Genomic DNA, 13,088 nt, shown 5'->3' with positions numbered 1-13,088 from the left:
TTGTGCACGGAAAAGCTAAGTTTTCCGAGAGGCCGCTTTCTGTTTTCAATCGGCTGACGATCTGTGCTACAGCAGTGATGCTTAGAGCAGTTCCAGTTGTGATGAACTGTTGGAACCGCTCTAATTATTGTTTTACGCATTATCCTACGCAAAACCGGTTCCCACTTTTGCTGGAAATGCTTTAAAGACGGGATCTGAAGGAGCGCGCGAAATCCATGGATAATAAACCGGCAGACAACGCCTATCGCGTTCTCGCCCGTAAATACCGCCCGCAGAATTTTGACGATCTATATGGTCAGGAGCCGATGGTGCGCACCCTGACCAATGCTTTTGAAGCAGGACGCATTGCTCAGGCCTGGATGCTGACCGGTGTGCGCGGGGTGGGTAAGACCACAACGGCACGTATTCTGGCGCGCGGCCTGAATTATAAAACCGATACGATTGATCAGCCGAGTGTGCATCTGACCGAATTGGGGGAGCACTGTCAGGCGATTATGGAAGGCCGCCATGTCGATGTGATCGAGATGGATGCTGCCTCGCATACCGGTATTGATGATATTCGTGAGATTATTGAACAGGTGCGTTACCGTCCGGTTTCTGCCCGTTACAAAGTCTATATCATCGATGAGGTGCATATGCTCTCTAATCAGGCTTTCAACGGCCTGCTGAAGACATTGGAAGAGCCGCCGCCGCATGTGAAGTTTATTTTCGCGACAACAGAAATCCGCAAAGTGCCGATTACTGTTCTGTCACGCTGTCAGCGTTTTGACCTGCGCCGCATTGAATCCGGCACATTGACCAGCCTGTTGCGCAAGATCACCGGCCTTGAAAATGTGCAGGCTGATGACACGGCGCTGGCGATGATTGCCCGTGCCGGTGAAGGCTCTGCGCGCGACAGCCTGTCGATCCTTGATCAGGCGATTGCTCATGGCAACGGCACAGTCGACAGCCAGACTGTGCGTGAAATGCTCGGCCTTGCCGACCGTGCGCGTATTATCGACCTGTTTGAAATGCTGATGCGCGGTGATGTGGCAGGCGTTTTGAAAGAATTCCGCGCGCAATATGATGTGGGCGCTGATCCTTCTGTTGTGCTGAGCGATCTGGCGGACTTCAATCATCTGGTCACACGCCTGCGTTTCACACCGGAAGTTGCGCAGGATATGTCGCTGTCGGAAGACGAGCGCGTGCGCGGTGCTGAATTTGCCAAAACACTGTCGATCCGCGCGCTGTCGCGCTGCTGGCAGATGCTGCTCAAAGGTATTCATGAGGTGGAAACCTCATCGCGTCCGGTGCAGGCAGCAGAAATGCTGCTGATCCGCTTGGCACATTCCGCTGATCTGCCGACACTGGATGAGGCGCTGAAAGCCATTGCCAATGGTCAGGTTGGCGGTAGTTCTGCGCCATCTGCTCTGCAAGGCGGCGGCGGTGGTAATGGTTCCGGTGGTGGTGCAACAGCTTATGCATCTACCGATGCTGTTTCCGGTCAAATGGTTCAACGCCAGAATAATGGTGGTGCCGCTCTTCGATTGGCCGAGCCAACTGCACAGCCGGTGATGCAGCCGCAAGCCGTTGTCCAGCCTAAAACAGAGCCTGCTCCGCAGGCCGTGCGTATCCGCGACCTGAATGACATCGTCAATCTGGCGGGCAATAAACGCGATCTGCAGTTCAAAGTTCTGGTCAAGAATTTCGTACGGCTGGTTTCCATCGGTCAGAACCGTATGGAAATTGCGCTGACCGAACATGCACCGAAAACGCTGGCCACCGATATGGCGCAGCGCCTGTTGGACTGGACGGGTGAACGCTGGATGGTTTCGGTTGCCCGTGACGGCGGCGGCCAGACCGTGGCTGAAGTGGAAACTGCAAGGCGCGAAGAACTGGTGACAGATGCCCGCGCTGATCCGGATGTAGCGGCGATCCTTGCGAAATTTCCGGGTGCAAAAATCATCGACGTGCGTATTACCACGCCGGATGACGACACGGATTTGGAAATGCAAATGCCTGATCCGGGCGTGGATAGCGGCGATTTGGATGATGACGATTAATATTAGCTGTGGTTGAAACGACCAAAGCTGTGAACCATTTATTGAAAAAGAGTAATTCGAGGAGTTCTGCCACATGCGTGACATGATGGGGATGCTGAGCAAAGCAAAAGAAATGCAGGCCAAAATGCAGGCTATGCAGGAAGAAATCGCGCAGATGGAAGTCAGCGCCACTTCCGGCGGTGGTCTGGTCAGCCTGACCCTGCTTGGCAAGGGTACATTGACCAGTCTGAAAATTGATCCGTCGCTGCTTAAAGAAGGCGAAGGCGAAATTCTGGAAGACCTGATTATTGCTGCGCATAATGATGCAAAAGCCAAGCTGGAAGCGATGATGGCTGAAAAGACACAGGCGCTGACCGCCGGTCTGCCAATCCCTCCGGGCATGAAACTGCCGTTTTAAGGCGACAGATTATCCATACATCATGTGATTATAAATTAACGCCCGATTCTATTCGGGCGTTAAATGTTTTAAGTCTTCACTATGTCAAAACGAATCGCCGGTCCTGAAATTGAACGTCTGATCCAGCTTCTTGCCCGTGTGCCGGGGCTCGGGCCCCGTTCTGCACGCCGTGCCGCGCTGCATCTGATTAAGAAAAAAGATGCATTGCTGGTGCCGCTTGGCTCTGCCATGCAGGAAGCTGCAGAAAAGGTGCGTATCTGTTCCTGTTGCGGGAACGTGGATACCAGCGATCCGTGCACAGTCTGCGAAGATCCGCGCCGTGATCCTTCCACACTGATCGTTGTTGAAGACGTATCCGACCTTTGGGCACTGGAACGCGCTGGCACCATGAATGTGCGCTATCATGTGCTGGGCGGCCGTTTGTCACCGCTCGATGGTGTGGGGCCGGATGATCTCAACATTAAAGGTCTGATTGAGCGCGTGGCGGGCGGTGAGATCAAAGAGATTATTCTCGCTGTCAATGCCACGGTCGAAGGGCAGACCACAGCGCATTATATCACCGATCAGCTCGACGGCATGGATGTGAAAATCACCCGTCTTGCGCATGGTGTGCCGGTAGGTGGCGAGCTGGATTATCTCGACGAGGGGACATTGGCAGCGGCTTTGCGCGCCAGAACAACATTATAAAACCTGACCTACCGATTTTTTATCCAAGTTTCAGGTGGATTTTGTATAACAGGAGCAGCCATGCAGAAGACTTTCCTCCGTCAGGCTTTGGTGGCGCTCAGCCTGTTTTGTGCTGCCGTACCCCTCACCTCGACAGTGGCGCAGGCACAGACTTATTCTGCTGCACTCCAATCCAAAACCAATGCGGCCTTTCAGCAATGGCTGGAGAATGATCTGTGGCCGCAGGCGCAACAGCGCGGCATCAGCCGCAGTGTGTTCAATCAGTCTTTATCCGGTGTGCAGCTGAACTGGAAACTGCCTGATCTGGTGCCGCCCGGAACCAAGCCGCAAACACCAAAGCAGCAGACACAGTCTGAGTTCGGCTCTCCGGCCAATTATTTCCGCAAAGGCACAGTTGATTCCGTTGTCAGCAATGGCAAGGTGAAGCTCAATGCCCATAAGAGCCTGTTAGCGAAAATCGAGCGTGATTTCGGCGTGCCTGCCGGTATTGTTGTCGCTGTCTGGGGACGTGAATCAGCCTTCGGCTCGGTAAAAATTCCTTACAACGGTTTTGAAGTGCTTGCGACCAAAGCCTTTATGGCAACCCGCAAGGATATGTTCCGTGCGGAATTACTGGCAGCGCTCGAAATTGTGCAGAAGGGCTATATGGATAGTGCACATCTGAAAAGCTCTTGGGCGGGTGCGCTCGGTCAGCCGCAATTCATGCCGACCTCTTACTTAGAACATGCCGTCGATTATGACGGTGACGGACGGCGCGATATCTGGAACTCCGTGCCGGACACACTGGCTTCTATTGCGGCCTATTTGCAGCATTTCGGCTGGCAGAAAGGCCGCGACTGGGGCTTTGAGGTCAATGTGCCGCAAAATGTCTCCTGCTCACTGGAAGGGCCGGATCAGGGTAAGAGCTTCAAAGACTGGTCGGCACTGGGTGTCACTCGTGTGAATGGCAAGGCGTTTCCGTCACAGGAGATGGGGCAGGAGGGCTTTCTGCTGATGCCTGCCGGTCGTCACGGGCCTGCATTTATTGTGACGCAGAATTTCTACGTGCTGAAAAACTATAATATGAGCGATCTCTATGCGCTGTTCATCGGTCATGTCTCTGACCGGATGAGTTATGGCGCCGGTGGTTTTCAGCAAGGTTGGGGTGCTGTCGGTGGGCTTTATCGCTCCGATGTCGCCGCCATGCAGAAACGTCTGCAAAAGCAGGGCTATGATGTCGGTAAACCGGATGGTCTGGCCGGATTTAAAACCCGTCGCTCTATCGGTGTCTGGCAGGCAAAGAACGGCCAGCCTGCCACCTGTTTTCCTGATAAGGCGCTGGTCAAGGCAATCCGCTGATAATCATCTTATATAGCGCTTTAAAGGCATGGCTCTGGTAGCGCTCGCGGTGGTTCAGTAGCCAGAATTGTCGTGGTGGCAGTGTAAACGGCACTTGTTTCAATGTGCCTGCTGCCAGATGCGGACGGGCTGCTAGGGCGGACAACACAGTAGCGTAATTGCCTGCTGTCAGTGCGGAGCAGATCGCCTCGTTGGACGGCAGTTCCAGCGCCAGCGGTAAATCCGCCGGATCGTAGCCTTGCTCGCGCAAGTAAGTTTCAAAGACGGCGCGGGTGCCCGAGCCTTGTTCGCGCAAAATCCAGAAGCTTTCGCTCAGTTGTTCTGCCGGTAAAGTTTCAAGCTGTGCCCACGGATGTGCGGGATTGACGACTGTAATCAGTTCGTCATAGGCAACCGGTTCTTTATGCAGCAGCGCGTCATCAGTCTCTGCTTCAATAAATCCCGCATCTGCCAGTCCCTCCCGCAGAGCATCGACCACTTGCTCGCTATTGCCGATGGAGAGCTTCAGTTCAATCTGCGGATAGGCGGTATGAAACCGTGCCAGCAGTGGCGGCAGCCAGTAGCTGGCTGTAGTCTGGCTGGCATAAATATGCAGGCTGCCACGCTGCAGACCGGTAATTTCGGTTAGTGTCAATTCGGCAGCCTGCGCACGGGCAAGCACAGCCTCGGCTTCATGCAGAAAAATACGCCCCGTTTCATTCAGCTCAATACGTCTGCCGATACGGTTGAAGAGTTGTGTCGCATAGCGTTCTTCCAGCGTTTTAATTGCAGCGCTGACCGCTGATGGTGTCAGATGCAGGCTTTCGGCCGCACGGGTCAGGTGCTGCTGACGGGCGACTTCCGCAAATATCCGTAATTGTTCAAGGGTCATGGTGCTCAATCGTTCGATTTTACTGAATGAAATATACCATATTTTCAAATGGAATGAATGGTTGAAATAAGCGATAGAATTGGAAAAATTATCGGAATAGCAGTCATGCCACACAAGCTTCATTCTAATTTCTCCTGCATTTTACCCGGATTTATGCTCTGCCTTCTGGTCAGTATCGCTGCCTATGCTCTGGAATATATCGAGGCGCACTATTTCGGGCGGGCATGGCTGGAATCAATCGTGCTGGCTATTCTGATAGGCGCCGCAGTGCGTTCACTGTTCAGCCTGTCTGGCCGGTATCATGCAGGCATCCAGTTTTCATCCAAGATGGTTCTAGAAATTGCGATTGTGTTGCTCGGCGCATCCATCAGTGCTGAAGCGGTGATGCAGGCGGGGCCAGCTTTGATTGGCGGGATTGCCGGTGTTGTGATGCTGTCGATTGGTATCAGCTATTCAATCGGCCGGATGATGCGCCTGTCGCATCGTATGGCTGTGCTGGTGGCTTGCGGTAATTCTATCTGCGGTAACTCGGCAATCGCCGCCACAGCGCCGGTGATCGGTGCAAATAGTGATGATGTGGCCTCGTCCATTGCCTTTACAGCTGTGCTGGGTGTTGTCGTTGTTTTGTGTCTGCCTTTGCTGGTGCCGCTGCTGAATATGTCTGCCGCACAATATGGTATTCTGGCAGGCCTGACAGTCTATGCGGTGCCGCAGGTGTTGGCTGCAACAGCCCCTGTGGCTGCATTGAGTGTGCAGATCGGTACATTGGTCAAGCTGGTGCGCGTGCTGATGCTGGGGCCGGTTATTGTGGCAATCGGTGTAATCGGTGCAAAGTCAGGTGGTGCCCGTCCGAAGCTGTCGCAGATGGTGCCATGGTTTATTATCGGCTTTCTGGGAATGATGGCGCTGCGCAGCCTGTCTCTGATCCCGCAAGCGGTGCTGCCTCCGCTGCATGAGGCAAGTACAGCCCTGACAGTGATTGCAATGGCTGGTCTCGGACTTGGTGTGGATGTGCGTACGGTGATGAAGGCCGGTGGCCGTGTCACGCTGACCGCTGTCTTCTGCCTGCTGGCTTTGGGAGCAATCAGCCTGTCACTGATTGATCTGCTGGGCGTAGCCTGATTTTTGCATCAAATTCTTAAACGCATATTGCCCGCCCGCTTTTAAACGGGCGGGCAATAGAGCATTTCCGGTTTATCTTGAGTCATTGGAAATGCTCTATTTCTTCTCTCGCGTATCTTCTCCGAAACCGGTTCTCACTTTTCAGTTCTTTCTGCGGCTGAGGAAATGCCACAGAACAGCAATGGTCAGAACAACCAGAATAACCGCGACAGCAATCTGAACGGGGCCATTGCCGGAGGCCATAGCGGTGATGCCGGTGAGTGCACCGCTGAGCGGTGCCAGCGTTTCTGGTTTCTTGAGGATTGGCGGGATTGAAATCTTTGTTTCCCGCGGCTGATTTGGTTTTGTTTTTTTAGACTGGCCGGAAGCCTCATTGGCCAGAGCAAGGGAACGGTTGCGTACGCGTTTGACGCGGGCTGTCCAGCCTTTGCCAAAAGTTTTGAAGGCAGAGAGTGTTTGCAGCCAGTTCTGCCGCAGGTCACAGAGATTATTGATGACAGAGGCAGGGTCGCGAAGATTGAGTGCGCTGAGTGTCTGATCGCCGATAATCCCGTCCTGAGAGGTTCCGGCAATTTTCTGCAGAGCTTTTGCGGCACGGGCAGGGCCGGAATTGATGGCAAAATCAAATACTGCATAGTCAATACCGGCGGGCAGCACATCGCCGGCGATTTTATCCCAATAATTTTTCTTATAAATGTCGGCTGCTGTCTTCTGACTGAGATTGCGGATATCGGCAGCAGATGCCTTTGTTCCCATCCATGCGGATAAGGTAGCCAGAGTGATCCCCATATTGGTGTGGCCGCCCGGATCTGCCGGATGATTAACATATCCTCCCTCTTCTTCGAAGACATATGGCAAGACGTTTAAAAATGTCCCTTTTGCCATGGTGTTTCCTTTCGTTGAAATTTATTTTTAAAAATCAATGTATAAAATATAAAAATACTGCAGTACGATAAGTATATTAACTCAATTTAAAACGCGTGTGAAATTTTTTATTTAAAGTATAAAATGATTTTCATTTGTTGTTATTTTAATATTGCTGTTTTGTATTTGTATTGTTGTAATAAAAAAATCCCCCACCGGATTGCTCCGACGGGGGATTTTCAATTCTGGAATGAAACAGGACTCAGATCACAAGGACAAGTCCTGCTTAATCCATATTAGTTGTTTTCGGACTTCTTCATTGCTGCTGCAAGAATGTCGCCGAGCGATGCACCGCTGTCTGCGGAACCGTACTGAGCAACTGCTTCTTTTTCTTCAGCAATTTCGAGAGCCTTGATGGAAACCTGCAGCTTGCGGGTTTTCTTGTCGAAGGAGATAACGCGTGCGTCAACTTTCTGGCCAACGGAGAAACGCTCTGGGCGCTGCTCGTCACGGTCACGGGACAGATCCGAACGCTTGATGAAGCTTTCGATGTCGTGGTCAACCAGTTTAACTTCGATGCCGCCATCGGTGATGCCGGTTACTTCACAGGAAACAACTGCGTTTTTGCGCAGGTCGCCGGAAGAAGCTGCTTCACCAACGCTGTCGCCGGTCAGCTGCTTGATGCCGAGGGAGATACGTTCTTTTTCGATGTCTACATCGAGAACGACTGCCTTAACAACGTCACCTTTGTTGAACTCTTCGATAACCTGTTCGCCCGGACGGTTCCAGTCGAGATCCGACAGGTGAACCATGCCGTCTACATCGCCGTCGAGACCAATGAACAGGCCGAATTCGGTCTTGTTCTTGACTTCGCCTTCAACAACGCTGTTGGCTGGGTATTTCTGAGCAAAGGTTGTCCATGGGTTGTCGAGGGTCTGCTTGAGACCGAGCGAAATACGGCGCTTGACCGGATCCACTTCGAGCACAACAACTTCGACTTCCTGAGAGGTCGACAGGATTTTGCCTGGGTGTACGTTCTTCTTTGTCCAGGACATTTCAGAAACGTGGATCAGACCTTCGATACCTGGTTCGATTTCAACAAATGCACCGTAGTCAGTGATGTTGGTTACGTTACCGGTGATCTTTTTGCCGATCGGATATTTCGCACCGATGCCATCCCAAGGATCATTTTCCAGCTGCTTCATGCCCAGGGAAATACGATGTGTATCCTGGTTGATGCGGATGATCTGAACCTTAACCTGCTGACCGATGGTCAGGATTTCGGACGGATGGTTTACACGGCGCCATGCCATGTCGGTAACGTGCAGCAGGCCGTCGATGCCGCCGAGGTCAACGAACGCACCGTAATCGGTGATGTTCTTAACAACGCCGTCAACAACCTGACCTTCTTCAAGGTTCTGAACGATTTCAGAACGCTGTTCCGCACGGGATTCTTCCAGAACGGTACGGCGGGACACAACGATGTTGCCGCGACGCTTGTCCATTTTCAGGATTTCAAACGGCTGCGGGTTGTGCATCAGAGGGGTCACGTCGCGGATCGGACGAATGTCAACCTGTGAACGTGGCAGGAACGCAACGGCACCATCGAGATCAACGGTGAAACCACCCTTAACCTGATTGAAGATAACGCCATCAACGCGCTCACCTTTGCCGAATTTCTCTTCGAGGCGAACCCAGCTTTCTTCGCGGCGAGCTTTTTCGCGCGACAGAACAGCTTCGCCAAGCGCGTTTTCGATACGCTCAACGTAAACTTCTACTTCGTCGCCCGGCTTCATCGAGCCGTCTTTGCCCTTAGCGCCGAATTCCTTCAGCGGCACGCGGCCTTCAACTTTGAGACCTGCATCGATGATTGCCATGTCTTTTTCGATGGCAACAATACGGCCCTTAACAACATAACCTTCTGCAAGGTCATTATTGGCGAAGGACTCAGCCAGCAGAGCTTCAAAATCTTCGCGTGTCGGGTTAAAATCTGACATGTAGACTCCTGATGTATCCGTGAAATTCACGGGATACGGCGCCGGGGGTTGGTGTTTCGAGAAAGTCTGAAGACAAGCCGTTCTTAAAAAGAACAATCCGGCGCATGGCCTGAAAACAGACAATTTTTATATAAAAGACGCACAATTCGACGATTTTTCTGAAATTCAGACCAATGTCAGGCGCGCAATGCAGCATCTATCAGCTTTTTAGCTTCTAGAAATGCCGCTTCTATATCCATTTTACTGGTATCGATCAAGTGCGCATCGCTTGCAGGTTTTAAAGGCGAAGCAGAGCGGTTCATGTCGCGCTCATCACGGCGCTTCAGATCGTCCAGAACTTCATTATAATCCGCATCCGCGTTTTTTGCACGCATTTCATTAAAACGGCGCTCTGCACGTACTTCCGCTGAAGCGGTGATATAGAGTTTCACCGGCGCATCAGGGCAGACAACCGTGCCGATATCACGGCCGTCCAGCACAGTGCCGGGCAGGTTTTCTGCGAATTTGCGCTGCGCTTCCACAAGGGCATGACGCACTTCCGGCATGACGGCCACTTTCGAGGCTGCTTCCCCGATATCATGGGCGGACAGCACAGTGCGATCCAGCCCTTTGAGATCGAGTTCCTGTGCAGCGCGCGCAGCAATCGCTTCATCATCGAGCGGTAAACCCTGATCAATCAGGGCTTTAGCAACTGCACGATAGGTGAGGCCGGTATCCAGATGGTGAAAACCGTAATGCTTGGCAAGATTGCGGGCCAGCGTCCCTTTTCCGGAAGCTGCAGGCCCGTCAATGGCGATGATAAAAGCTTTATCCTGCATTGCGGTTATTTGGCTCCGGCCATGCTGATATCTGCACCCAAACCACGCATCAGATCCATGAATTCAGGGAAGCTGGTTGCGATCATTGTGGCATCATCAACCGTTACCGGTTTTTGAGAGGCCAGACCAAGCACAAGGAAGCTCATGGCAATACGGTGATCGAGATGGGTGGCAACAGTGCCGCCGCCAAAACCCTTGCCGGACGGATTACCGCGAACGCTCAGGCTCATCTCACCTTCTGTGCAGTCTACGCCATTGGCTTCAAGGCCACGGGCAACCGCTGCAAGGCGATCTGATTCTTTGACACGCAATTCATCCAGACCATCCATAATGGTTTCACCTTCCGCAAATGCGGCGGCAATAGCCAGAACCGGATATTCGTCAATCATTGACGGCGCACGTTCGACCGGCACGGTGATGCCGGTGAGTTTTGACGAACGCACACGCAGGTCAGCCACATCTTCACCGCCTGCAAGGCGCGGATCGAGAATGTCGATCTGGGCACCCATTTCCTGCAAAGTGGTAATCAGGCCGGTGCGGGTCGGGTTCATCAGCACATTGCGGATGATGATATCCGAACCTTCGGTAATCAGCGCAGCAACCAGCGGGAAAGCGGTTGAGGACGGATCGCCCGGCACATCAATGATCTGGCCGGTGAGTTTGCCCTGACCGGTGATATGGATATGACGGACGCCGTCCTTGTCAGTTTCAACGCTCAAATCCGCGCCGAAGCCTTGCAGCATCTTTTCCGTATGGTCACGGGTCATGATTGGTTCGATCACCGTGGTCACGCCCGGCGTGTTGAGACCGGCCAGCAGAACGGCCGACTTCACCTGAGCCGAGGCCATTGGTACACGGTAACGGATCGGATTGGCGGTACGGGGGCCGCGTAATGTCAGCGGCAGACGGTCGCCTTCAGCGGCTTCAACCTGTACGCCCATTTCACGCAGCGGATTGAGCACACGTGCCATCGGACGCGAGGTGAGGGATGCATCGCCTAAGAAGGATGTTTTCATATCATAGGTGCCGACAAGCCCCATGGTCAGGCGCACACCGGTACCGGCATTGCCGAAATCCAGCGGGGTTTCTGATTCCAGCAGGCAGCCATTGCCGGTGCCGTTGATGATCCAGATATCGCCGTCTTTGCGGATTTGTGCGCCCATGGCCTGCATGGCTTTGCCGGTGGCCAGAATATCTTCGCCTTCCAGCAGGCCGGAAATGCGGGTTTCACCAGAAGCAAGGCCGCCGAACATGAAAGAACGGTGAGAAATCGATTTATCGCCCGGAATACGGATATCGCCCTTCAGGTCGCGTGAGCGACGGGAGGTTGCGGGTTTGGAAACTTGAGAGTGAGACATAATATTACAGTCAGTTTATGCTGCCGTTTTTTAAGCTTTAAGCGCGTTTCAGACAGCGCGGTCAATCGAGGTGGCAAAGGTCTAGCATAGGTTTAACCGCAGGTCATCCTGCAAACTGAGCGGAATTTATGCGGGCGGAAGCCTGTGCGGCATTGTGCGGAAAAACCGGCGTATTTTCGCCACGAAATACCGCAAAGCAGCATGATTCAGCAAAACATGTGTCTTTAGCTTTGACAAAGGCATCGAAATCCGTTTATGCACCAAAAAACACCGAAAAGGCTTTCCGGTTTTATCTCTTGTTTCAGGAGATGTGCGGATGCCGCAGCCGGCACAACTTATGAGGCTTGACGTGGCAAAATCTGAACTTGGCACAAAACGTATCGATCCGGAAACGGGCAAGAAATTTTATGATCTGAATAAGGACCCGATTGTTTCTCCTTATACAGGCAAATCCTATCCGCTGTCTTATTTCGAAACCAGCGTTGATACCCGCGTGGAAGAAGAAGAGACAGAAACCGAAGAACTGGATACAGCACTGGATGCACCGGAATTCGTATCTCTGGAAGATGCGGATGATGAAGCAAAAGGCGACGACATTCCTGATCTGGATGATGACGATGATGTGGATCTCGGCGATGACGATGATCCGTTCCTGACCACAGATGATGAAGACGAAGACGATGATGATATGTCCGGTCTTCTCGGCGGTGGCGGCGGTGTTGGCGACGACGACGAAAGCTGATCGCCGGTCATTCCGAACCTGAATTGCAAATGCCCTGCACTGTCACCAGTGCAGGGCATTTTGTTTTTTAGTGCTTTTGCACTACGGAAAAGACGTTTTGCTGCGGGATTTGCAAATAATTTGAATAACTTTGAAAGAGTTTGATTTTTGCTCTTGATCTTCCGTAAAAGGCAATTTATGTAGCCGTCACGAACAGATCACAATCTGCTTCGCACCACCGGAACCGACGCTCAGGTCGGCATGTTTCAAAAACATGATCGGGAATGGGGCCATAGCTCAGCTGGGAGAGCGCTTGCATGGCATGCAAGAGGTCAGCGGTTCGATCCCGCTTGGCTCCACCAAAAAATCACAAAACATTTTATTCTATAAAACAATGTCTTGAAAAAGATGCTCTGTTTGATTCTCCATATTCCGATCAAGGGTTTTGCCTTGTCTGAAAAGGAACCAATTGGCTGTCAGTCAAATGAAAACCTTCTGATTAAGCTCAGAGCTTCATCAGAAATTCAGGTTCTTTGAGATTTGCCATTCATTGTCGGCGTTCAGTTCTACGCGCTTGTTGCCCCGGTAGAAGATCGGGTTTCCGGTTTTCTTGTCCATGGAAAAGCGGGTAGGGGCAAGCCTGTCGTCCTCGTAGCCGGTTGTCGCCAAGGCGAGTGCTTCTTTGAATTTACCGTCTTTGCATAGATTCTTAAAAAGGCTCAAATTCATTGGTTTGCTTTCATCCATCCTTGTTGCTCAGACCTGCTTTTAGGAACTTCCTGCACATTAAGCTATGCCTTAGGCACGGTTAATGCAGCATAGTGGCAAAATAGGTGGTATGTTTTCAGCCGAACAGATCTCATGCAGAACGGG

Annotated in this window: 12 protein-coding genes and 1 tRNA gene; 7 read left to right on the top strand and 6 right to left on the bottom strand. The window is 52.2% G+C overall.

Annotated elements, in window-relative coordinates; translation table 11 throughout:
• Nucleotides 1–194 precede the first annotated feature (194 nt).
• From F7P81_RS05085 to F7P81_RS05070, 4 genes are all read left to right on the top strand, one after another.
• Nucleotides 195–2,042 (top strand): DNA polymerase III subunit gamma/tau, encoded by a 1,848-nt coding sequence (locus F7P81_RS05085; RefSeq protein WP_374828056.1) that lies wholly within the window; start codon nucleotides 195–197, stop codon nucleotides 2,040–2,042.
• Nucleotides 2,043–2,115: 73 nt separating this feature from the next.
• Nucleotides 2,116–2,439 (top strand): YbaB/EbfC family nucleoid-associated protein, encoded by a 324-nt coding sequence (locus F7P81_RS05080; RefSeq protein WP_022711615.1) that lies wholly within the window; start codon nucleotides 2,116–2,118, stop codon nucleotides 2,437–2,439.
• Nucleotides 2,440–2,520: 81 nt separating this feature from the next.
• Nucleotides 2,521–3,126 carry a recombination mediator RecR gene (recR, locus tag F7P81_RS05075; RefSeq protein ID WP_151158759.1) on the top strand — a complete coding sequence of 202 codons (606 nt, stop codon included), beginning with the start codon at nucleotides 2,521–2,523 and terminating at the stop codon, nucleotides 3,124–3,126.
• Nucleotides 3,127–3,186: 60 nt separating this feature from the next.
• Nucleotides 3,187–4,464, top strand: coding sequence for a lytic murein transglycosylase (locus F7P81_RS05070; RefSeq protein ID WP_151158758.1), 1,278 nt, complete (start codon nucleotides 3,187–3,189; stop codon nucleotides 4,462–4,464).
• On the opposite strand, the gene F7P81_RS05065 is transcribed toward F7P81_RS05070, so the two are convergent.
• Complete coding sequence (locus tag F7P81_RS05065; RefSeq protein WP_151158988.1) at nucleotides 4,448–5,335, bottom strand: LysR family transcriptional regulator; 888 nt, start codon at nucleotides 5,333–5,335, stop codon at nucleotides 4,448–4,450. The two genes, F7P81_RS05070 and F7P81_RS05065, sit on opposite strands and share 17 nt — an antisense overlap.
• A gap of 105 nt (nucleotides 5,336–5,440) precedes the next feature.
• Here F7P81_RS05065 and F7P81_RS05060 point away from each other — a divergent pair, with 105 nt between their 5' ends.
• A complete protein-coding gene (locus F7P81_RS05060; RefSeq protein WP_151158757.1) occupies nucleotides 5,441–6,457 on the top strand; it encodes a YeiH family protein in 1,017 nt (338 codons plus the stop codon).
• A gap of 141 nt (nucleotides 6,458–6,598) precedes the next feature.
• Here F7P81_RS05060 and F7P81_RS05055 read toward each other — a convergent pair whose 3' ends face one another.
• From F7P81_RS05055 to aroA, 4 genes are all read right to left on the bottom strand, one after another.
• Entirely contained in the window at nucleotides 6,599–7,342 is a 744-nt protein-coding gene (locus tag F7P81_RS05055; RefSeq protein WP_151158756.1) for a glycoside hydrolase family 108 protein, read from the bottom strand.
• Between the two features lie 275 nt (nucleotides 7,343–7,617).
• Entirely contained in the window at nucleotides 7,618–9,318 is a 1,701-nt protein-coding gene (rpsA, locus tag F7P81_RS05050; RefSeq protein WP_022710244.1) for a 30S ribosomal protein S1, read from the bottom strand.
• 176 nt (nucleotides 9,319–9,494) lie between these two features.
• Nucleotides 9,495–10,136 (bottom strand): (d)CMP kinase, encoded by a 642-nt coding sequence (gene cmk, locus F7P81_RS05045; protein WP_151158755.1) that lies wholly within the window; start codon nucleotides 10,134–10,136, stop codon nucleotides 9,495–9,497.
• Between the two features lie 5 nt (nucleotides 10,137–10,141).
• Nucleotides 10,142–11,494, bottom strand: coding sequence for a 3-phosphoshikimate 1-carboxyvinyltransferase (aroA, locus tag F7P81_RS05040; RefSeq protein ID WP_151158754.1), 1,353 nt, complete (start codon nucleotides 11,492–11,494; stop codon nucleotides 10,142–10,144).
• A gap of 349 nt (nucleotides 11,495–11,843) precedes the next feature.
• On the opposite strand from aroA, the gene F7P81_RS05035 reads away from it, so the two are divergent.
• Together F7P81_RS05035 and F7P81_RS05030 are read left to right on the top strand one after the other, a co-directional pair.
• The gene (locus F7P81_RS05035) at nucleotides 11,844–12,236 is read left to right on the top strand and encodes a TIGR02300 family protein (protein ID WP_028233465.1); all 393 of its coding nucleotides are present in this window, start codon (nucleotides 11,844–11,846) and stop codon (nucleotides 12,234–12,236) included.
• Nucleotides 12,237–12,501: 265 nt separating this feature from the next.
• Nucleotides 12,502–12,577: transfer RNA gene (locus F7P81_RS05030), tRNA-Ala, on the top strand.
• 154 nt (nucleotides 12,578–12,731) lie between these two features.
• On the opposite strand, the gene F7P81_RS05025 is transcribed toward F7P81_RS05030, so the two are convergent.
• Nucleotides 12,732–12,944 (bottom strand): hypothetical protein, encoded by a 213-nt coding sequence (locus F7P81_RS05025; RefSeq protein ID WP_028233464.1) that lies wholly within the window; start codon nucleotides 12,942–12,944, stop codon nucleotides 12,732–12,734.
• Nucleotides 12,945–13,088: the final 144 nt, after the last annotated feature.

The sequence above is a fragment of the Pseudochrobactrum saccharolyticum genome (assembly GCF_008801715.1).
GTDB classification, from domain to species: domain Bacteria; phylum Pseudomonadota; class Alphaproteobacteria; order Rhizobiales; family Rhizobiaceae; genus Pseudochrobactrum; species Pseudochrobactrum saccharolyticum.
Note: the sequence above shows the minus strand (reverse complement) of the source record. Positions and strands in the feature narration are given on the sequence as shown.

Coding starts and splice junctions, on each gene's coding strand:
- F7P81_RS05080 (WP_022711615.1), top strand. CDS start 2,116: ATGCGTGACATGATGGGGATGCTGAGCAAAGCAAAAGAAATGCAGGCC.
- recR (WP_151158759.1), top strand. CDS start 2,521: ATGTCAAAACGAATCGCCGGTCCTGAAATTGAACGTCTGATCCAGCTT.
- F7P81_RS05070 (WP_151158758.1), top strand. CDS start 3,187: ATGCAGAAGACTTTCCTCCGTCAGGCTTTGGTGGCGCTCAGCCTGTTT.
- F7P81_RS05065 (WP_151158988.1), bottom strand. CDS start 5,335: ATGACCCTTGAACAATTACGGATATTTGCGGAAGTCGCCCGTCAGCAG.
- F7P81_RS05060 (WP_151158757.1), top strand. CDS start 5,441: ATGCCACACAAGCTTCATTCTAATTTCTCCTGCATTTTACCCGGATTT.
- F7P81_RS05055 (WP_151158756.1), bottom strand. CDS start 7,342: ATGGCAAAAGGGACATTTTTAAACGTCTTGCCATATGTCTTCGAAGAA.
- rpsA (WP_022710244.1), bottom strand. CDS start 9,318: ATGTCAGATTTTAACCCGACACGCGAAGATTTTGAAGCTCTGCTGGCT.
- cmk (WP_151158755.1), bottom strand. CDS start 10,136: ATGCAGGATAAAGCTTTTATCATCGCCATTGACGGGCCTGCAGCTTCC.
- aroA (WP_151158754.1), bottom strand. CDS start 11,494: ATGTCTCACTCTCAAGTTTCCAAACCCGCAACCTCCCGTCGCTCACGC.
- F7P81_RS05025 (WP_028233464.1), bottom strand. CDS start 12,944: ATGAATTTGAGCCTTTTTAAGAATCTATGCAAAGACGGTAAATTCAAA.